Source organism: Peribacillus sp. RS7 (assembly GCF_041956845.1).
Lineage (GTDB): Bacteria > Bacillota > Bacilli > Bacillales > DSM-1321 > Peribacillus.
Window position 1 is genome coordinate 4,672,245 of the sequence record NZ_CP168135.1, and the last position, 19,668, is coordinate 4,691,912.

At 37.5% G+C, this 19,668-nt stretch carries 19 protein-coding genes and 1 pseudogene; 11 read left to right on the forward strand and 9 right to left on the reverse strand.

The window, feature by feature from the left end; all coding sequences use genetic code 11:
- Nucleotides 1-434 precede the first annotated feature (434 nt).
- A pseudogene (locus ACDZ29_RS23300) lies at nt 435-1,025 on the reverse strand (transposase); the annotation flags it as partial.
- 109 nt (nt 1,026-1,134) lie between these two features.
- On the opposite strand from ACDZ29_RS23300, the gene ACDZ29_RS23305 reads away from it, so the two are divergent.
- The 4 genes from ACDZ29_RS23305 to ACDZ29_RS23320 all read left to right on the forward strand — a co-directional run bounded on the left by ACDZ29_RS23305 (nt 1,135) and on the right by ACDZ29_RS23320 (nt 2,458).
- Entirely contained in the window at nt 1,135-1,302 is a 168-nt protein-coding gene (locus tag ACDZ29_RS23305) for a hypothetical protein (protein WP_375091208.1), read from the forward strand.
- Nucleotides 1,303-1,307: 5 nt separating this feature from the next.
- Nucleotides 1,308-1,511 carry a DNA/RNA non-specific endonuclease gene (locus tag ACDZ29_RS23310; RefSeq protein WP_375088813.1) on the forward strand — a complete coding sequence of 68 codons (204 nt, stop codon included), beginning with the start codon at nt 1,308-1,310 and terminating at the stop codon, nt 1,509-1,511.
- Nucleotides 1,512-1,871, forward strand: a complete 360-nt coding sequence (locus ACDZ29_RS23315; protein ID WP_375088814.1) for an immunity protein YezG family protein — start codon at nt 1,512-1,514, stop codon at nt 1,869-1,871.
- A gap of 317 nt (nt 1,872-2,188) precedes the next feature.
- Nucleotides 2,189-2,458, forward strand: coding sequence for a hypothetical protein (locus tag ACDZ29_RS23320; protein ID WP_375088815.1), 270 nt, complete (start codon nt 2,189-2,191; stop codon nt 2,456-2,458).
- A 129-nt stretch (nt 2,459-2,587) separates the two neighbouring features.
- Here the strand turns inward: ACDZ29_RS23320 and araA are convergent, their stop codons facing one another.
- The 3 genes from araA to ACDZ29_RS23335 are packed head-to-tail and all read right to left on the reverse strand — an operon-like array spanning nt 2,588 to nt 6,418.
- A complete protein-coding gene (gene araA / locus ACDZ29_RS23325; RefSeq protein ID WP_375088816.1) occupies nt 2,588-4,012 on the reverse strand; it encodes an L-arabinose isomerase in 1,425 nt (474 codons plus the stop codon).
- Nucleotides 3,999-4,733: an L-ribulose-5-phosphate 4-epimerase gene (locus ACDZ29_RS23330; protein WP_375088817.1), complete on the reverse strand. Its 735-nt coding sequence runs from the start codon at nt 4,731-4,733 to the stop codon at nt 3,999-4,001. The genes araA and ACDZ29_RS23330 overlap by 14 nt, the downstream gene beginning before the upstream one ends.
- Nucleotides 4,727-6,418: a ribulokinase gene (locus ACDZ29_RS23335; protein WP_375088818.1), complete on the reverse strand. Its 1,692-nt coding sequence runs from the start codon at nt 6,416-6,418 to the stop codon at nt 4,727-4,729. The genes ACDZ29_RS23330 and ACDZ29_RS23335 overlap by 7 nt, the downstream gene beginning before the upstream one ends.
- Before the next feature lie 169 nt (nt 6,419-6,587).
- Between ACDZ29_RS23335 and ACDZ29_RS23340 the strand changes: the two genes are divergently transcribed.
- The 3 genes from ACDZ29_RS23340 (at nt 6,588) to bla (ending at nt 10,232) form a co-directional block, all read left to right on the forward strand.
- On the forward strand, nt 6,588-7,676 hold the full coding sequence (locus ACDZ29_RS23340; protein WP_375088819.1) for a substrate-binding domain-containing protein: 1,089 nt from the start codon (nt 6,588-6,590) through the stop codon (nt 7,674-7,676).
- Between the two features lie 234 nt (nt 7,677-7,910).
- A complete protein-coding gene (locus tag ACDZ29_RS23345; RefSeq protein ID WP_289324995.1) occupies nt 7,911-9,314 on the forward strand; it encodes a sugar porter family MFS transporter in 1,404 nt (467 codons plus the stop codon).
- A 267-nt stretch (nt 9,315-9,581) separates the two neighbouring features.
- Nucleotides 9,582-10,232 carry a subclass B1 metallo-beta-lactamase gene (bla, locus tag ACDZ29_RS23350; protein WP_375088820.1) on the forward strand — a complete coding sequence of 217 codons (651 nt, stop codon included), beginning with the start codon at nt 9,582-9,584 and terminating at the stop codon, nt 10,230-10,232.
- Between the two features lie 376 nt (nt 10,233-10,608).
- Here bla and ACDZ29_RS23355 read toward each other — a convergent pair whose 3' ends face one another.
- Entirely contained in the window at nt 10,609-10,854 is a 246-nt protein-coding gene (locus tag ACDZ29_RS23355) for a hypothetical protein (RefSeq protein WP_375088821.1), read from the reverse strand.
- 59 nt (nt 10,855-10,913) lie between these two features.
- On the opposite strand from ACDZ29_RS23355, the gene ACDZ29_RS23360 reads away from it, so the two are divergent.
- Nucleotides 10,914-11,051 (forward strand): hypothetical protein, encoded by a 138-nt coding sequence (locus tag ACDZ29_RS23360; protein ID WP_375088822.1) that lies wholly within the window; start codon nt 10,914-10,916, stop codon nt 11,049-11,051.
- 75 nt (nt 11,052-11,126) lie between these two features.
- Here ACDZ29_RS23360 and ACDZ29_RS23365 read toward each other — a convergent pair whose 3' ends face one another.
- Nucleotides 11,127-12,338: a PP2C family protein-serine/threonine phosphatase gene (locus ACDZ29_RS23365; protein ID WP_375088823.1), complete on the reverse strand. Its 1,212-nt coding sequence runs from the start codon at nt 12,336-12,338 to the stop codon at nt 11,127-11,129.
- Nucleotides 12,331-13,182, reverse strand: coding sequence for an alpha/beta fold hydrolase (locus ACDZ29_RS23370; RefSeq protein WP_375088824.1), 852 nt, complete (start codon nt 13,180-13,182; stop codon nt 12,331-12,333). The genes ACDZ29_RS23365 and ACDZ29_RS23370 overlap by 8 nt, the downstream gene beginning before the upstream one ends.
- Nucleotides 13,183-14,640: 1,458 nt before the next feature.
- Between ACDZ29_RS23370 and ACDZ29_RS23375 the strand changes: the two genes are divergently transcribed.
- Both ACDZ29_RS23375 and ACDZ29_RS23380 read left to right on the forward strand, forming a co-directional pair.
- Entirely contained in the window at nt 14,641-14,850 is a 210-nt protein-coding gene (locus ACDZ29_RS23375; RefSeq protein ID WP_370014963.1) for a hypothetical protein, read from the forward strand.
- A 168-nt stretch (nt 14,851-15,018) separates the two neighbouring features.
- Nucleotides 15,019-15,981, forward strand: a complete 963-nt coding sequence (locus ACDZ29_RS23380; RefSeq protein WP_375088825.1) for a peptidoglycan-binding protein — start codon at nt 15,019-15,021, stop codon at nt 15,979-15,981.
- Between the two features lie 135 nt (nt 15,982-16,116).
- On the opposite strand, the gene ACDZ29_RS23385 is transcribed toward ACDZ29_RS23380, so the two are convergent.
- Nucleotides 16,117-16,407, reverse strand: a complete 291-nt coding sequence (locus ACDZ29_RS23385; RefSeq protein WP_375088826.1) for a hypothetical protein — start codon at nt 16,405-16,407, stop codon at nt 16,117-16,119.
- A gap of 279 nt (nt 16,408-16,686) precedes the next feature.
- Between ACDZ29_RS23385 and ACDZ29_RS23390 the strand changes: the two genes are divergently transcribed.
- Nucleotides 16,687-18,291, forward strand: a complete 1,605-nt coding sequence (locus tag ACDZ29_RS23390; protein ID WP_375088827.1) for a phosphodiester glycosidase family protein — start codon at nt 16,687-16,689, stop codon at nt 18,289-18,291.
- A 248-nt stretch (nt 18,292-18,539) separates the two neighbouring features.
- Here ACDZ29_RS23390 and ACDZ29_RS23395 read toward each other — a convergent pair whose 3' ends face one another.
- Nucleotides 18,540-19,274, reverse strand: coding sequence for an IclR family transcriptional regulator (locus ACDZ29_RS23395; protein ID WP_375088828.1), 735 nt, complete (start codon nt 19,272-19,274; stop codon nt 18,540-18,542).
- Between the last annotated feature and the right edge of the window lie 394 nt (nt 19,275-19,668).

The following is a 19,668-nucleotide window of genomic DNA, read 5'->3' on the forward strand; positions in this document are numbered from 1 at the left end:
TTCACTATTTCTAAGCTCTAAGTCTAGTGAAAATCCTATATGAAATATGTAATAAAACATACATGCTTATCCAACTCCAATACCATTCCCACTGTAAATACTCAATATTAAGTGTACCTCTCCAATACTACTTCACAGAAATAATTTCAACAATCAATAGATAGAAATCCAAAAACAGCTCAAACATTAAAGGATGAGCTGTTTTTTGAAATTTTAGGTTACAAACTAAATCCATAACGCTTTCTAAGTCGCAAGTAATATAGCCATGTTCTAACTGTGAATGAACCAAAGATAAAATGAGAAATACAAACATAACCGTGTTAAGTAAACTCAAATTCGATGTATTGTTATTAATCAGCTGTCCAACAGCTGACTCCATAAGAAAGTGAACGTCAAGTAGCCCCCAAATACTACATGGGTGGTGTATTTCGGGACTATGTTTTGTTTGCTTCACTTTTTATCGGTACTCTGCATGCCGAGGGTAAACTAGATGACCACGGCAAGACTTTATCTATTTCTATTTTATTCGTTAGATCCATATTTGGCAGCGTCTCAAACAAATAGCGAAGATAATGATAGGGACTCAAATCGTTCTCTTTTGCCGTTTCAACCACACTATACATGATGGCACTCCCTCTAACACCTCGCGGTGTATTAGAAAACATCCAATTTTTTCTCCCAATCACAAACGGCTTAATGGAACGTTCACTTCTGTTGTTGTCGATTTCTAAATGCCCGTCCAATAAAAAAGTTTCAAGATGCTTCCATTGATACAAACAATAAGTGATTGCTTTTCCTAGCGCACTTTTTAGTTGAACGAGATCTTTTTGTTCATAAAGCCATGCTGAAAAAAGGTCCAGAATGGGCCTGCTTTTTTCCAGTCGCTGCTCATGTCGTTCTGTAGGGTCGACATGTTTTAGCTTTCTTTCGATAGAATAGAGTTGATTACAGAAATACAACCCTTCTCTCGCCTTCACCTTTTTTCCTTTCTGTGAATCAGGTAAAGCCTTTAAGGCTTCATCAAACGATGATGTAATTAAAGACGGTAGTCATTTTTTAGATGAGTTTAAATTAAAGCCAAATGTTAAATATGAAACAAATGGATATCGATATCAAACAGACGATTTAGGAAGAATTGAGAAGGCTTCAGGAGAGATAACTTTGGAAATGGGTGTTCGTGATACCAAACATCAGTTAGCTGCTGGAGGAGATGAGAGAATTATAGCTCCTAGTACTAAAGGTGATCATGGAGGACATTTAATCGGTATTCAATTTAATGGTTCTCCTCTTATCGATATATAGTTGCAATGAATGGCAATGTAAATGTAAGTGCTTATAAAAAACTTGAATATGCTTGGGCAAAAGCTTTAAGAGAAGGTCAACAAGTTTCGATAGATATAAAACCAATATATGAAGGGCAGTCTTTACGACCAAGTAGATTTGGAATAAAGTATAAAATTGATGGTAAAAAATCTGTGGAAGTCTTGGAAAACATATATGGAGGTAAATAAATGAATAAAGAAAAAATGGAGCAACTATATCAAAAAATAGGACGTCAATTAAATTTTATTATTCCTGAATCTTGGGATAAAGTATTATTATATACCGAAGTAACAGAGTGGAGCAATCGAACCTATTTCTACTATTATCCTCATAATAGAAAGACACCTATTTATAGTTTAGATATTGAAGATATGGATAATGTTAATGAGGACGAAGTTAATAGGCAATTACACCATTTATATGAATATCTAAGAGAATTATGGGATGAATTTAAAAATCAAAAACAAGAACAGTGGACTAATTTAACATATGAATTGACATCAAATGAAAAAATTGATATTGACTATATTAAAAAAATATGTACATAATCTGGAAATAGTAATATTTTATTAGTCTACCAATCACAAAGTAATCTTACTAAGGTTAGTTTTTTAATGAGATAATAAGGCTTTGGACAACAATTTGTTACTTCTACTAGTTATATATAATAGTAATTTTAAAAATTATAAAAATAAGGTAAGTAACTGTGAATTAAAAAGTTAGTATCTTCCTTAAAGAGTTACTTTATAATTCAATACTATATAATCAGTCAGTTGACGAATATAGTCCACCCACTCTTTATTACTACATTACTTTGCAGCGAATTCAAAAACAAAATCTATTTTAAACATGTAGGGTGGATTTAATGGATAAGCGAGAGCAGTTAATCGAACAAATAGAATTGGTGATAAATAAGCTTGAAAAAGATTATTGTAGTGAAATAAATAGTGGTGTTTTACAACTAATATATAAAAGATATAAGAATGCATTGGAAGTATTAGAGAATAATGAAGATATAAAAGAAATAAATATTATCGGAAGTATAAGGGCTTATATGGATAGTTATAGTGACTATCAAAATTCATTACTTGTAGAATTACATAAATCTGAAAAATTAAATAAAGAAATGTTATGAAAAATGTGTTGAAAAATTTAGGATATATAAAAATGAGAAACTTTTTAATAGTCTATCCTATAAAACGAAGATAATTTATTTATATGAATTAAAGGCGCATAATTGATCTATGCGCCTCATTTGCTTACATTATTGAATGATTACAGTTTCCAGCTCGACCATCTTACTCCAATCAGCGATTTGATTAACTGAAAGGGAGAGGGATAGTACGGTATGATGGCCTCCGCCAGCTTGGATCCAAGATTTAATGCCGTCTTTGAAGTTGGGTTTCGGTTCCCATATCACTTTGGCGACTGGTAAATGAGGTGTTTCATTTTCCGATGTGACTGTACTTATGGCATTGACAAGGAGACGGTAATGGGTTCCTAAATCCAGCATCGAGACCACGATGCCTTCTCCGGCGGCTCCATCAAAAATAAGTCGTGCTGGATCTTCTTTATTACCGATGCCCAGAGGGTGTACGACGATTTTTGGTTTATTTGCAGCAAGTGTGGGATCCACTTCAAGCATATGTGAACCAATTATCCGTTCTGCTCCTGTAGTTAGGTCATAGGTGTAGTCTTCCATGAAGCCCGTCTGTTCGTTGTTCGCCATCACTTTCATCAAGCGGTCGAGGGCAGCGGTCTTCCAGTCTCCTTCTCCAGCAAACCCATAGCCTTCTGCATTCAAACGCTGAACCGCCAACCCGGGTAATTGCTTCATACCATGCAAGTCTTCAAAGTTGGTCGTAAAAGCTGTGTAACCGCCATTTTCCAGGAAACGCCGTAGACCAATTTCAATTTTTGCTTGTTCTTTGACATGTTCTTCGAAGTAGTTGGGATCATTATTCCCGATCTCAAAATCGTATAACGTTTGATATTCTTGATAGGTTCGATTGATTTCATCTTCTGTGACGCCATTCATCACTGCCACTAGATCACCGATGCCATAATAATCAACTGTCCAGCCAAATTGAATCTGGGCTTCTACCTTGTCACCTTCCGTTACGGCAACATGCCTCATATTATCACCAAACCGAGCTACTTTTAGCTGTGAACTGTAGCAAAACCCGATAGCGACATTCATCCAGTCACTTATTTCTTGTTGGATGTCCTCATTTTTCCAGTAACCGACAACGGTCTTGTTGTTTTTCTTTAGTCGCGCATTGATAAAACCATATTCACGATCTCCGTGTGCGCTTTGATTTAAATTCATGAAATCCATGTCGATCGTAGACCAAGGAACCTCTTGATTGTATTGAGTTACCAGGTGTAGCAGTGGTTTTTGAAGCAATTTTGTTCCGGTTATCCACATTTTTGCTGGAGAAAATGTATGCATCCAAGTAATTACACCTGCGACCTTATCTTGGTAGTTGATTTCTTTCATGATGGCAGTGATTTCATCGGCTGATGTGACCAGGGATTTGAACTGGATTGGGTAAGCTAGATTGCCGGATTGATTGAGTTTTTCTGCCATTTCCATTGCATGGTTTTCCACTTCTTTTAATGCTTCCTCACCATATAGACTTTGACTGCCTACAATGAACCAGAATACTTTTTGTTTAATTTTTAACATAATCATTCACTCCGTCCTTTTTGGATTTACCTTGGCCATAGTAAGCGTGAGCTCCATGCTTTCTATTAAAATGCTTGTTTAATAAATTTTGGTCCATGCGAATATCGTGCGGATTAAGCTGAAGGGAATGGTAAGTCATTTTTGCCACTTCTTCCAGCACTACAGCATTATGTACAGCATTCTTTGCATCGGTTCCCCACGTGAAAGGACCATGATCATTCACTAAGACGCCTGGTACACGGTTGGGGTCAATATGATTCTCGGTGAATGTTTCGATAATCACATCACCGGTTTGTATTTCATAGTCTTGCTGGATTTCAGCCTGTGTCATGGCTCTGGTTACAGGGATATCCCCATAAAAATAATCGGCTTGAGTCGTCCCGGCAGCGGGAATGCCGCAGCCAGCCTGCGCGAAGGAAACTGCCCAAGGAGAATGGGTATGAACGATACCGCCAATATCCTTAAACGCTTGATAAAGCCTGATATGTGTATCCGTATCGCTGGAAGGTTTATAGGTTCCCTCAATTATTTTTCCTTCCAAGTCCACGATCACCATATCTTCAGGCTGAAGTTTGTCATATTCAATGCCGCTGGGTTTGATGGCAATCAGTCCGCTTTCCCGGTCGATAGCACTTACGTTTCCCCAGGTAAAGGTAATGAGTTGATGTTGCGGAAGCAGCATGTTTGCTTGATATACCTGCAGTTTTAATTGTTCTAGCATATTAACGATTCCTCTTTTCCACTATTGGATTTTAGAGTTTTCAGCACTTTCATTACATCGTTTGCACCTCTGCCGAAATAATCATGCAGCTTAACGTATTCCTGATATAAAGCATTGTATTTCTTCATGTTTTCAGGAATCGGCTTCACTTTTTCTTCTTGGATACGGGCAATCCTTGCTGCGGCTTCTTCGATATTAGTAAAGCCTCCGGCATCCTGTCCGGCAGCTACCGCAGCAAACATCGCTGCACCTATGGCGGGGGCCTGAAGGTGAGTGGCAATGGATATTTCTTTCTGGGTAATGTCTGCATATATTTGGTTGAGCATTTGATTTTTATGAGGCAATCCACCGCAAACCATCAATTGGTTGATGTCAACGCCAGAGGCTTTGAACGTATCAATGACCAATCTTTTTCCAAAGGCGGTTGCCTCAATCAAGGCTCGATAAATTTCTTCAGGTTTTGTGCTGAGGGTCATTCCAAGAATTAAGCCCGTTAGATCTGTATCTACAAGCACAGATCGATTACCATTCCACCAATCAAGCGCAAGCAGACCGCTTTCGCCTATGGCCAATTCATTTGCTTTTTCTTCTAATAATTGATGAATATTGATGTTCCTTTGATCGGCTTCTTTAAAATAAGAAGGGGGAACTTGATTATCGACAAACCATGCAAAGATATCCCCGACTGCATTTTGCCCGGATTCGTAAGCATAATAACCAGGAACGGCACCATTTTTCACGACCCCACACATTCCAGGCACAAGCACTTCTTTATCGGAAAGTGTAATGTCACAAGTTGAAGTGCCCATTATGTTAAGCATGGTGCCGCTAGTGATCACTCCGGTTGGAGCAACGGAAACGTGTGCATCGACATTTCCCACACATACAGAGATTCCAGGTAAAAGTCCCATTTCGTGAGCCATTTCAACAGTCAATTCACCAGCTTTCGAACCAACAGGAAGAAGTTCCTCACTTAATTTTTCAGAAACGACATGTTCAAGGCGAGGGTCTAAAGCGCTGAAAAAAGATGAATCCGGGTATCCGGTATGTTCATTCCACATAGCTTTATAACCGGCAGTACAGGAATTACGTGTTTCTTTTCCTGTCATTTGCCAAGTGATCCAATCAGCAGCTTCAATAAAACGATCCATAGCTTGATAGATTTCCGGATCTTCATCAACGATTTGCATCAGTTTCGGGAAAAGCCATTCAGAGGAGATCTTGCCGCCATATCGGGCCAAAAACGGTTCGTTCCGTTCTTGGGCAATGCGATTCAATTTATCTGCAGCGTATTGTGCTGCATGATGCTTCCACAGTTTCACCCATGCATGCGGACGATTCCTGAACTCTGGGATTTCACATAAAGGAGTGCCATCATTTTTCACAGGCAATACTGTGCATGCAGTGAAATCCACCCCAATGGAAATGATATCTTCTTTAGATATATGACTTAGGGAGACCGCTTCCTTGACTGTATCAATCAAGCAAATTACATAATCCCTAGGATTTTGAAGGGCCCAATCTTTTCCTAATTGAATAGTTGTACCAGGTAAATGATTGCATATTACCGCGTCAGGATAGTCTTTAAAGGTTGAGTTTATAACATCCCCGTTGTCAAGATTGACAATTACGGCTCGAGCTGACAAGGTACCGAAATCCACCCCAATTGAGTATTTACCACGCATTTTATCCTCCCTTTCGAGTAAGCGTTTTCTATGAAGCTAATATAATATTTATACGTACAAATGTCAATTAAGTTTTTTTGTACTAATGAATATAAAGCGTTTCAATGGTTATCTTGTAATCAATGAAGTAAATAGGTATGATATTAGTAATGATTTACGGAGGGATACCATGTTACCGAAATATAAAATTGTAATAGAAGAGATTAAGTCCTGGCTTTTCAAGGAACAGTTTCTTCCTCATGATAAATTACCGACTGAAACGCAATTAATGGATAAATTTAATGTCAGCAGACACACGATCAGACGGGCAATTGGAGATTTGGAAGTGGCGAATTATCTGTATCGCATTCAAGGCGGGGGGATATTCGTTGCGGATTGGGAGGATAAACGGATCAATCAGGCACCAACGAAAACCATTGCCGTTTTAACGACCCATATCGCTGACTATATTTTTCCCAACATCATCGTCGGCATTGAAAAGGTCTTATCGGAGCATTCATTTTCACTCGTTCTTGCCAGTACGCACAATGATGTAGCAATAGAACGGAAGAGCTTGGAAAATCTATTATCCCAATCGATCGATGGCATGATAATCGAACCGACAAAAAGTTCCTTTCCCAGCCAGAATATTGGAATGTACAAAAATATAAAGAAAAATGATATCCCATGTTTAATGATTAATTCCACTTATCAGGATATGGATTTCCCGTTTCTCGTCGTTGATGATTTTAAAGGGGGGTATATGGCCACGGAACACCTTCTAACGCTTGGCCATGTGAAAATATTAGGGATATTTAAAACGGATGATAAGCAAGGGGTAAACCGTATGAATGGATTTATTGCAGCTTATCAGCAGCAGCCCTCACTTGCTTCTCCCGGCCAATTCATCACCTTCCAAACAAATGAAGAGAAAAAGGAATTAACCGACCGTATCAGGACCGTCCTGACACAATCCAATCGGCCAACTGGAATTGTTTGTTACAACGATCAAATCGCTTTCCTGGTGATTTCCATTGCGAAAGAATTAGGAATCGCCGTTCCAGATGAACTATCCGTCATAGGATATGATGATTCACCGATCGCCAAAATGCTTGATATCAAATTAACGACGATCAAACATCCGAAAGAACAGATGGGCACAGATGCGGGAAACATGATTCTTAAGTTAATCGGATCGCAGACAAGTAAGGACATCGAATCGATTGTCTACGAACCTGAACTAGTAAAGCGGGATTCTACGAAAAAAGCAAAAAAATGATACCAATCGGTGATTGGTATCATTTTTTTGCAGACTAATTTTTAGTGTTGACATTTATACGTATAAATTATAAACTCGATTAAAGAAAGCGCTTCCTGAAAATAGTTATTCAAGTTAGCTTCTTACTATCTGCGGGAGAAGGAAAGTAACAGGTTCCATTGTCAATGGTTATAGTTTCAGTATTCAGAATATTACATAAAAACTGGAAGCATAAAAGACTGGGAGGAACTAAAAATGGGGAATCGCAAGGTAAGGGACAAAAATTCATTTTGGTATATTGTTATAATCTCTGCAGCGGCAGGGATGGCAGGTTTACTCTATGGTTATGATACCGCAGTCATTTCGGGAGCCATCGGTTTTTTACAAGAGTTATACGATCTGTCACCGGCCATGGAAGGATTCGTCATATCCAGTATCATGGTAGGCGGTATTTTAGGGGTCAGTGTATCAGGGTATTTAAGCGATGCCTTCGGAAGACGGAAAATATTAATGTTGGCGGCCTTGTTTTTTGCCATATCCGCCATTGCATCCGCTTTCACGATTTCGGTCGAGATGTTAATTGGTGCCAGGATATTTGGCGGTGTAGGAATTGGACTTGCTTCAGCCTTAGCTGTCACGTACATTACCGAATGTGCCCCGGCTGCCATTCGTGGAAGATTATCCTCCATGTACCAACTATTCACGATTATCGGGATATCAGCCACATTCTTCGTTAATCTAATGGTTGCCGGTTCCGGTACACATGAATGGGGAGTGGAAACTGGATGGCGGTGGATGCTGGGGTATGGAGTGATACCAGCCCTCATCTTTTTTGTAACGTTGATTTTTGTTCCAGAAAGTCCCCGGTATTTGGTTCAAAAGGGTAAAGACCAAGAAGCACTGTTTGTGCTATCTAAGATTAACGGGAAAAAATTAGGCCAAGAAGAGCTTAAGGCCATTAAAAAATCGATTGATTCCGAAACGAATCTATCGATGATGCAATTGTTCAAGCCAGGTTTAAGGAAAGCACTTGGAGTGGGGATTTTTCTTGCTCTTTTCAATCAAGTGATAGGAATGAATGCGATTACATACTATGGGCCGGAAATTTTCAGAATGGGAGGATTCGAGAATAACACAGAATTCGTTGCGACTAGTTTGGTCGGACTCATGCAAGTGGCTGCCACGGTAGCGGCAGTGATCTTCATCGATAAAATCGGTCGTAAGAAGCTCATGGCAATCGGTTCTGCCTTCATGGCTCTTTTCATGCTGCTGATTGGAGGCGTTTTCTTTTTCGATATAAACAATGGTCCCTTGTTAATTATCTTAATAATGGGTTTCACAGGTGCATTTTGCGTATCGATGGGTCCTATACCATGGATCATGATACCCGAAATTTTTCCAAACCATTTAAGGGCGCGTGCAGTAGGGCTGACTACGATGTTCTTATGGGGAGCGAATTGGGCAATTGGGCAATTCACGCCGATATTACTTAATGGGCTAGGCGGCGCGATAACTTTCTGGATATTCGCTGCGATTAACGTCATTTGCTTCATCTTCGTCGTGAAAATCATCCCTGAGACCAAAAACAAAACGCTCGAGGAAATCGAAGAATTTTGGAAACCGGCAAAAAAACAGAAAATCCATGAAGCACAAGCCTAAAAGCAAATTCGCAACAGCTCCTCCGTGTAGCAGAGGAGCTGTTGTTTTGCGATTAATAGAACGTCATGTATCTTTAAACTAAAATTTGGAAGTGTATATAATTCTATAAATATAGTAGAGAAAGGAAGAATTATATGAAAAAGTTAAAAAAAGGATTTTTAATCGTTTTAGCAAGTGTTTGTTTTTTAACTCTTAAACATTTCGACACCGGTTTCAGCTCATAAATCCAAATCAAAACAAACGGTTATAACCAGTGAAGATGGAACAGTGGTTTTAACTAAAATAAAAAAAGATGTATGGGTTCATACAACCTATACGGAAATCAGTGGTAATAAGATTGGTGCGAATGGTTTGGTTCTTAATACATCAGAAGGAATCGTCTTAGTCGATGCAACATGGGACGATACGCTGGCAAAGCAATTATTGGATATGATTAAAAAGGAATTCAAAAAACCTGTAAAGCTGGCTATAATTACGCACCACAAATACGATAGAATTGGGGGTATACAGACATTATTGGATCAAAAAATAAAAACAATAAGTACTCCTGAAACTGCAAAATTGGCAAAAGAGTTCAACTATCCTATGCTCGATCCTTCCCTGGATTCAATGGCATCAACTTTAAAAGTTGGAAATATGAAAATCGAAACATACTTCCTGGGAAAAGCCCATACTTCTGATAACATGACAATATGGCTTCCAAAGTATAACTTATTATTTGGTGATATGATTTTCGCGCTGGAACAAAAAAATTCCGGGATCATTGATGAAGCTAACATGGAAGCATGGCCAAATACGATGAAGAATTTAATGTATGTATATAATGATGCGAAAATCGTGATTCCAGGCCATAAAACTTGGGGGGGATTTCAGTTTGCTTCCACATACTTGGAAATTGTCCAGAAACATGGAAAATAAAAATAATTCGCATTCACTTCTAAACTTTTAGCAACTTGTCCACACCTTCCATTGGTCCATGCATATACAATAGTAAGGAGGGTGTTAGGATGGAGATAAATTGTTGTTATGTAGAAAAATGTTTTGAGAACAATGACCCCAGTACAATATGGTTTCCTGGAAAGCGTTGTAAATGTAAAAAATGCAAAAAAAACAAGCACCGTTTTTATTAATCACTAAAAGAATGAAGCAACTGTAAGGCAGTTGTTCTATAGGGCAGTCCTAGTGGCTGCCTTTTTTATTTGGACACGCAGATAATGTTGATAGATGTGAGCCTGATTTATACAATCATATAAAGATGAAAAACACTTAACCGTGATGGCTAAGTGTTCATCAGTTAATCTTTCTTAAGGATTTGCCTGCTTTGCTGAATGATTTCATTATTTTTATTAATGGCTTCCACATTGTTTAACTTAACATGGTCATTGATTAATTCATTGTCTTCCATATATTCTAGTAACAATTCGACCGATTTATCCAACAATCTTTCCAGTGGGATACCCCTTTCATCTGCTAAACGAGTGAGCCGTATGTTTAAATGAGAAGCGAGTGAAGAAACGAATGGATCTCTACCATCGTTCATTTGCATTCCCCCATCAGCTTTAATAGCTCCATTATATGATGGAAAGGATTGGAAGGCAAATGGAACAAAGTGAATGGGGATTAATGGAAAGTTGGTTGTGGATTGGCGAAGTGTGCTGGGAGCTGGATGATTTTTTTGAATCGGAAGCTGTCATTTTATTATTTATATTACGTGATTTTAATAATTATTTTGCGTAAAAAATAGAAGCTACCCATAATAAGTTAACTGCAACCTGTATTGGTTTATGTAACGGATAGCACAACCCCAATGTCTTATTTTAGGTTAACTAAAATAAGACATTGGTCATCTTTACGTTGGTCAGTGCCCTCTTCATTTCTAAGCGAATGTATAATTTCCTCTTTAAGTGTAGATATAGGGGCAGCCGAATAGGTCTTTAACAATGAGCATAAACGGTCTGAACCTAGAGGTTCTTCAACTCCATCTGTATAAAGGCACAGCTTACTGTCCTTATTGTATGTAAGGGTATTTGTTTTAAAAGTTATATCTTCAAACATCCCGAGTGGAGGCCGATTAGAACGCAAGTGATATTGTTTTCCGTTTATATCCTGTAAAAGAACGGAAGGATGGCCTGCATTGATATATTTAATTTCTCTCTTATCAGTATCGATTAAAAGGTAGACAGCTGTGCAATAATGAGAAGTTTCACTTGTGTTTTTGAATAAAGAATGAAGATGATCATCTAATTCCTTCATCACAGTTCTTACTTCAGAACCTTTTAAAATTAATCTCTGAAATATGGAATGAAGTGACATGGTTATTAGAGCTGAAGAAAGCCCGTGCCCCATCACATCAAGTAGGATAAGGCCATACCGTCGGGCGTCCATTTGGTAAAATCCATAAATATCACCTGATAATTGATTGGCGCCTTTATAATACGCTTGAATTTCAAGATGTTCATTAATAATGGGAACAGTTAATAGTGTCTCTTGGATTTTTTTGGCAAACTCCATTTCTCTTTCTGTATCTACTTTGTATTTTTCGTTTGTTTCGTTCAATTCAATAAGTTTATCCTTTTGCATTTTCATCGTTTCATGAGCATTCTCTAAATCAGAATAAGCCTTATTCCTAGCATTTAGAGCTGTCACTGCCTCTTTTTTCGCTAGTAGAAGCTCATTTTCTAATTCGTTTCTTTTTCGCATGGGAATCACCACACACTCAATAATAGTTCTTCCATCTCGCTCTCTTCGAACAGCGTTGAGTAACACAGGTATTTCTTCATCATCTACAGACTTTAAGGATATATATATTTCCTCAATGTGATTTTCTAACCTGATCAGAGGAACCAGATAAAGCTGATGAAAGAGTATAGCAGAAGCCGAAAGGATAAAATTAATATGCTGCTCTTTCAATTGATCGAGATTATACCCCAATATTTTAAGTAAGGTTTGGTTAACGGATAAAATAGTATCTTCTTCTGATAAAGTCAAATATCCGCAGGGTGCCTCATTTAATTGTTCATTCACAAAAGTTCACACCCATTCCTTTCTGTAAATCGTTTGTCGGAAATTCATCCAAATACTGACGGATTAGGTATATCGTCTCTTCATGATGACTCATATGTGGACAGTGTCCTGTTGCTTTCATCAATTTCAATGTACTATGAGGAAGATGCTTATGAATATAATCACCTACCGCTGACGGAGCAATAACATCATTAGAACATTGCAAAATGAGTGATGGTACTTTAACTTTTGCTAAGTCTTTACGGTTGTCTGCAAAAAAGGTAACCTCCGCAAATTGTCGAGCGATAATAGGATCAGTAGAACAAAAACGATTCTCTAGCTCCCGTTTAAGCTCTGGGCGATCTGGATTATTCATTACCGTTCCCGCAAAGGCGGTTGCCCAGCCTATATAATTTTTGTCCATCATATCAATCAATCCTAAAAGCTGTTCTTTCTCAAATCCTCCGTAATAATCATTAGGGAGATTCAGGTAGCAAGGGGAAGGACCAACCAGAACAAGTTTAGAAAAATATTCAGGATGTTTAATTGATGCCAGCATACCAATCACACATCCAACAGAGTGTCCAACAAATATAGCATCTTTTAGGTCTAAAGCCGAACATACATCAAGTACGTCTTGTGCATACCCTTCAAGAGTACTGTATCTTTCCACGTTGTATGCATTTATATCTGAATTACCTGACCCAACATAGTCAAATAGGATAATTTGGTATTCATCTTCGAAGTCTTTTGCAACTAATTGCCAGACATTTTGATCACAACCAAAACCTGGGGCAAATATCATTGGTCGTGTACCACTACCTTTAATCTTTACATTATTACGTAATAAAATATTGGGATTCATAATTGGCTCCTTCATTAGAAGATATACATACTATATGTTAACACTAACCTTATTCGAATTAAAGAATTGCACTTTAGTACTAAATCGCCACTAATGAGATCAGACTTTTTTTAATATCATCTACTAGTATTATAAAAAAAGTATAAGTTGGTGTAATTATGTACAAATATCCAATAAGTCAATATTTGAGGAACATATCTTAAACATTATCAGGATTTTCTTGAACAGAAAATTGTCTTAGCACCTATTTACCTTAAAAGTTCTGTCACCCCTAATATACTCGATGAAAATGGATTGGTTGTATATTCTAAATCGGGAATAGAGTAGCCTTTAATCCAGGATCTTGGAGAGGTATTACTTATCCTGGCTGCTTTAACGAATTAAGTAATATGAAGAAGCCCCTGGTTAGTAATGATAGGTTTTCAAAGTCTCAGATTTGCTGGTCAGGACGTACGAGGAACCTCAATATCCCCTAAACAATCATCTAAGATCTATTAATAAAAATGAATAAACATCAATCTAATGATTTACAAAGACAGTAGGATAAAATTAATTGCTTTAAAATGAACTGGATTATACTAAGAATTATTGAATTTTGAAAAGAATCAATTATGATTCACTTGTTGTGAATTAAGGGTATATTTTTCAACATTTTGGGCATAAAATCGACTCGAAGCGGAGTCTTAAAATCATCTCCTCTTACATCAATGCTTATAATAAAGGCGGAATTGATGGTTTGAAAATGGGACACTCTCCTGGTGCACCACACAAGCTAACAGACAAACAGAAGTAAGAACTTATTCAAATAGTCACTTATCAAACTCCCAATGATCTTGGAATTTCTACAACTTACAATTGTACCCTTTCTTTAGTGTCGAAGTATATTGAACAGGAATGGGGGGAGAGGTATACACTTCGTGGAGTTTCAAGACTTTAGGAAACTCTTAGTCTTACGTTTACAAGAACCTCTTATACCCGGAAAAGGTCGACAACGTTCCTTGATCATTAGCCTTTTGAAAGTCTAATCTGTTCTAGAGTGTAAACTCTTTTTAGAAAACATATTGTAGAGAGCAGAGAAATGAGGGATTTAGAAGAGTATTGACTGATTATGTGGTTGTTTAATTCAATTTATCTATTTTATAATCATGTTAGAAACGCAACAAAAAATATATAACCCCTATTTTATGTCTATATTTGAATAGATAAAATAGGGGTTTTTATAATGTGTAATTTAAACTTCTCCCTTCTTCTGACTCATATCCTTCAATATTGTTTTACCCTATCTTTAAGAAATTTTCTGATGACTAATTGGAGCTTTTAAAATGTTGCTAGTTTCAGGTTTTTTGCGCAAAATAATTATCATATTGCTCAATTTAAATAATAAATTGATATCGGACGAAACATCTTTTGTTTTTCCTGTATAATAATACTATATTTTACATTTGGGAGGAATTATTTATGGACCAAGCCAGCAGTTTAATAGGGCTTTTTGCAATCATACCGATATTGTTTTATCTGGGACTTATTGTATTAAGTGTTTATTTCATAATTAAGATAATTAAATTCATCAATGCAAAGACAAGATTAGATCAAGAAAGAAATGAAAAGCTGGATGAGTTGATAAGAGTTATTGGTAAAGATAAAGAAAATCAAAATAAGCCTTTATAATAGAACAAAAGCACAATCCCATTAAGGGTTGTGCTTTTGTTATTTTACCGGAATTATATGAATGATGAACCCAACTAGGTCAACATAAAAGGGCATTTTTTTGTAACGTCAAGGTAGGTGTACAAGCATTTCCTAATAAGTACCGTAACATATTAGGAGGTGGTTAAATTGACAGTTAAATTAGAAACTTTATTGGATCGTTCGGAAAAGAATATGGGCAGCGGTATTCATCCAGTCGTAAAAGAATCAGCATTGGAAATGGTTAAACGGGCATACCAAGAAGGTATTTTCGTTCAAATCAGCGCAGGTTATCGGTCTATGGAAGAGCAAGCAAAGCTATATGGTCAAGGTCGCCTAGGTTATAACTACGATGGTATAAACTATAGTGATTTATCGAAACCGAGAGTGACCAACGCGATGCCAGGTCAATCTTACCATAATTATGGACTAGCCATAGATTATTTCATAGTCAGCGATGATGGAAAGAATGCCATATGGACAGTTGATTCAAAATGGAAACGGGTAGCAGCAATTGGTAAATCCTTGGGCTTTGCATGGGGAGGGGATTGGTCAAGCTTTAAAGATTATCCTCACTTGGATATGACGGGTGGACTAACTTATTCTCAGTTAAAAGCGGGAGCAAAGCCTAGACTGATATCAAAAGTAAATGGAACCACTCCACCAGCTACACAAGTCGAATCGGAAGTCATTGTAAAGGATACGCCTGCAAAGGACAGCGGCAATCAGACTATCAAGTACATTCAAAGGACATTAAATAGCCGTTATAATGCAAAAATAGATGTTGATGGTTATTATGGTCCTAATACTAAAAAAGCGCTGATCAAGGGTTTTCAAACCGAATTGAATAAACAATATGGTGCAAAGATTAATGTGGATGGAATATGGGGACCCCAAACAAAAGCGGCTTCACCTAATGTTAGGGAAGGTGCGAAAGGGAATATCACCTATATCCTACAAGCAGCACTTTATATGGAAGGACATAATCCGCATGGCATAGATGGTATCTTTGGAAGCGGAACGGAAATAGCGGTCAAGGCATTTCAAAGGGCCACGGGAATACCTGCAGACGGGATCGCCGGTGAAAATACCTTTGCAAAATTATTTGGATGATATATGAAATGGAATAGAACTATAATGCTTGAAGCAATTACCTTAGCAAAAAGCCCTAAAAATGAGGGCTTTTTTTGTATGAATGAAAAAGGATTTTTATAATAGCAGTTTTTTAAAAGTAAATATCCCAATCGTTTAAGAATCGAAGTATAAGAAAATAAGAATACATATCGGGACAAGAAATGTAACCGCATTTACGATATGAAAGTACTTAACTGCGTTGTGCTTTATTCCCTTGACTTTAATCATTAAATAAAAGAATGATAGGGTTGAGATAAATGGGCAAAGCAAGCCAAGGTCCGTTAAGATCCTTGAAATTGGATAGTTCATAGAACTAAGTCCAATGAGGAACGAAGCAAAGCAAATCACATTGATAACCGACAAAGTGGTTGGTATCAACAACACGTTCTTTTTTACTGTCTCCATAAATTTCACCTCCAAATTGTTAATCTCATTTTATAATATCCACTGATCAAGTAGCAAAGCAAGGTGAAGGCTTTGTTAAAAGTAAAGGTTGATTTACTATGTACAAAGAGAAAATATCCAAAATTCTGTCCTCTCACAAATGTGAATTGTAATATTTATCGAGTATTTATACTCATTTTTATTCACTTAAAATTGACTGAAATATAATAGTTCTTTTGAATTTCCGTAATATTTAAACAATAAAGTTAAAGGATGACATAACTTTATTGGAGGGAAAAAATGAAGAATTTATGGAATAAGGCTATTTTGCCTATCGCTTCTATTAGTTTAGCTTCTGTGATGGTCGTAAATACCATTCCGGAAACTCTAGTTCAAGCAAATTCGAATGTTCAATCACAAGTGCAAATGAAAAATCATGTGCTTCCGCTGGGAGCACCTAATTTACAAGAGCAAAGAACTTCAATGAATCCAGCACCAGGAGTTACGTATACCAAAATCAATCGTGGTGAAACATCTTCAAAAGACTTTTTCACAGTGGATGTGGCATTTGTAGAAACACATGAACAGGCAAAAAGCTTGTTGGCAAATTTAAAGAAGGATGGTTTCAAAAATGCTCGTATCATTAGAGAACAGAATCGGGCCATGGATGATCGCGAAAAGGATCCACTTGGATACATAGTTCGCGTCGGCCAATATCAGCTGGAAGCTGATGCAGCCGAAATGAGAAAAAGGTTATCGGAAAAGGGATATACGGGTCTCCGGAATGTGTATACGGGTGAGGACGGAGAGAAAACGACAGGACCATGGGTAGTAAACGTCCTTGAAGTGGATCAGGATCAATTTCAAGGGCAATTGGTGCCTGAATTAGCAAATGATGCTGTGACAGGGAAAGAAACATTGACCCAAATGGCTGACAGAAATGATGGCATTGCTGGAGTTAATGCGGGTTACTTTGTTGTAGGAGAAAAGGATGGAACACCAGGCGATCTTGCCGGTATATTTGCCAGCAATGGACAGCTTGTCAGTGAAGCGATTAATGGCCGTTCAGCTCTGATTTTATCTTCTGTTGAAAAGAAGGCAGACATTGCTTCCGTTTCCACGTCGATTCAGGCCACTTCATCTGATGGTGCGGTTAGAGAAGTGGATGGATTAAACCGGAAGCCAGGATTAATCCGCAATTGTGGCGGTGTTGGAGGGGATACCACTACAGAACGGCCGAAACATGATTTTACTTGTAAGGATGAAAGTGAACTTATCCAATATACTTCCGTATTTGGAGAAAAGTCAGAATCGGGCAACGGTGTGGAAGTGGTAGTAAATCATGCCGGAAAAGTGGTGGAAATTCGTAACCATCGTGGGGGAGACATTCCAAGCAGCGGTTCTGTTCTTGCGGGAACGGGGGAAACAGCAGAGTGGCTTCGTGAGCATGCCCAACAAGGGATGAAGATTCAGGTGAAGAGTGAAATCGTTGGTGATGGAAAGCTAATGGAATTAGACCAAACCACCAGCATGATTAATGGAGGTCCTCGATTATTGGAAAACGGAAAAATTTCCATTAATGCCGTAGAGGAAGGTTTTCACTGGGAAGAAGATCCTGGGTTTTATTATCGTTTTGGGGAACGTCGTAATCCTAGAACGCTTGCAGGAATCAAGGAAAATGGCAATCTATTATTTGTCACCATCGATGGACGCGCACCCGGATGGAGTGTGGGGGCAAATTTTGAAGAAAGTGCGAAAATCATGAAGTCATTAGGAGCCGTAGATGCCATCAATCTTGATGGCGGCGGATCGACGACCATGACAGTTGGGGATGATCGAGTCACAAGACCATCTGATGCAACAGGTGAACGTCCAATTGCCGACGGAATATTGTTAGTAGAATAACAGGGGCAAGTTAAAGAGTTTATTTTAGAAGGGTGAATAGTGATATTATTCAGTTCAAACCTTTGTCAAAATAAACATAAAATCTCTTCAGTTTTTTTCTGAAGAGATTTTTTAGTTATGGGATCACCCGATTAAGATCTTCAAAGAATTCAGCTATTAATTGTTTGAGCTTGCGGCATAATATATGTCCTCGATAGGTATTGATGAAGCTTGTTTCTGTAGTGTTTTTCCGCACCGGAAATATTACATTATTGCAATGATTTTGAAATGTTTTCAGCAGTTTTTAACAATAAAGAGATATGTTGTTCCATCGATTCTTTATTCCATCGAAAGACGGGGCCTGAAATGGAAATAGCACCAATGACTTTTCCTTTAGCGCCGAATACAGGTGCTGATAATGCAGCTACATTCTTCGTGATTTCTTCCTCGTTTATTGAGTAACGGGTATTTACAATAGTTTCTAGTTGTTGCTGAAGTATTTCCCTTTCTTCCTCTGGAAGGAGGTTTAATACTTGTGCCTGTAACCCTTCGCTAAGAAATGCCAAAATTACCCGTCCGCTTGAGCCAAGATGTAGCGGAATCCTATTGCCAACTCCTGCTCTTCTGCTTATTTCCTGATTACTTACATGTTCAATTACACACATCCTAATCATGTTGTTTGTTAACATATAAAACCCTACAGTTTCCTGTGTTTCGTCTCTTAAGTTAATTAATTGTGGATCAATTATAGAGACAAAAGGCACATCGGTGACTATTTTATTTGCATAATCGATAAAAATCGTTCCAAGTGAATATTTTTTAGAATCTGCATCTTGGAATACCAAACCGTCCATTTTCAAAGTAGTAAGCAGACGATGAGTAATAGGGGGAGAAATATTTAGGTTATCGCTAATATTTTTAATTCCTTGTGGACCGGTTGTTTCATTTAAATAATTGATAATTTTGATTGCACGCTGCACCGTAGACGAAATCTTAGTGTTCATAAATAAATCCTCCAAATAAAATTCCAAATTAATTTAATTATTAAAAATATTATATCATAGTAAGATAATGGGCCAATTAGTAGCTAGAATAGTTTCCTTTTCATTACTATAATTTGGAAGGGTTGTTAAAAAGTTCACGAAAAGTGAACTTTTTGGACATCCTTTCTTTTTTTAAAATTATATTTATATAAGTTTTGAAGAAGATAATTTCAATATTTTTGCAAGTTGAGGACTTGGTTAATAAATTGACTTTTCCGAAAATTAATTTTATATTCATAATATAGGAATTATGATTCCTGTATTGTGAATAATGATTTCGTGAAATATTGAAAGGAAGTGAAATAATAACCTGAAAAACGAATAACTTGTACAGCTCCTGACTCGGTAAACAGTA

Bases quoted from the DNA above. Each gene is read 5' to 3' on its own strand.
- ACDZ29_RS23310 (WP_375088813.1), top strand. From the start codon at position 1,308: ATGAATGGCAATGTAAATGTAAGTGCTTATAAAAAACTTGAATATGCT.
- ACDZ29_RS23315 (WP_375088814.1), top strand. From the start codon at position 1,512: ATGAATAAAGAAAAAATGGAGCAACTATATCAAAAAATAGGACGTCAA.
- ACDZ29_RS23320 (WP_375088815.1), top strand. From the start codon at position 2,189: ATGGATAAGCGAGAGCAGTTAATCGAACAAATAGAATTGGTGATAAAT.
- araA (WP_375088816.1), bottom strand. From the start codon at position 4,012: ATGTTAAAAATTAAACAAAAAGTATTCTGGTTCATTGTAGGCAGTCAA.
- ACDZ29_RS23330 (WP_375088817.1), bottom strand. From the start codon at position 4,733: ATGCTAGAACAATTAAAACTGCAGGTATATCAAGCAAACATGCTGCTT.
- ACDZ29_RS23335 (WP_375088818.1), bottom strand. From the start codon at position 6,418: ATGCGTGGTAAATACTCAATTGGGGTGGATTTCGGTACCTTGTCAGCT.
- ACDZ29_RS23340 (WP_375088819.1), top strand. From the start codon at position 6,588: ATGTTACCGAAATATAAAATTGTAATAGAAGAGATTAAGTCCTGGCTT.
- ACDZ29_RS23345 (WP_289324995.1), top strand. From the start codon at position 7,911: ATGGGGAATCGCAAGGTAAGGGACAAAAATTCATTTTGGTATATTGTT.
- ACDZ29_RS23355 (WP_375088821.1), bottom strand. From the start codon at position 10,854: ATGAACGATGGTAGAGATCCATTCGTTTCTTCACTCGCTTCTCATTTA.
- ACDZ29_RS23360 (WP_375088822.1), top strand. From the start codon at position 10,914: ATGGAACAAAGTGAATGGGGATTAATGGAAAGTTGGTTGTGGATTGGC.
- ACDZ29_RS23370 (WP_375088824.1), bottom strand. From the start codon at position 13,182: ATGAATCCCAATATTTTATTACGTAATAATGTAAAGATTAAAGGTAGT.
- ACDZ29_RS23375 (WP_370014963.1), top strand. From the start codon at position 14,641: ATGGACCAAGCCAGCAGTTTAATAGGGCTTTTTGCAATCATACCGATA.
- ACDZ29_RS23385 (WP_375088826.1), bottom strand. From the start codon at position 16,407: ATGGAGACAGTAAAAAAGAACGTGTTGTTGATACCAACCACTTTGTCG.
- ACDZ29_RS23390 (WP_375088827.1), top strand. From the start codon at position 16,687: ATGAAGAATTTATGGAATAAGGCTATTTTGCCTATCGCTTCTATTAGT.
- ACDZ29_RS23395 (WP_375088828.1), bottom strand. From the start codon at position 19,274: ATGAACACTAAGATTTCGTCTACGGTGCAGCGTGCAATCAAAATTATC.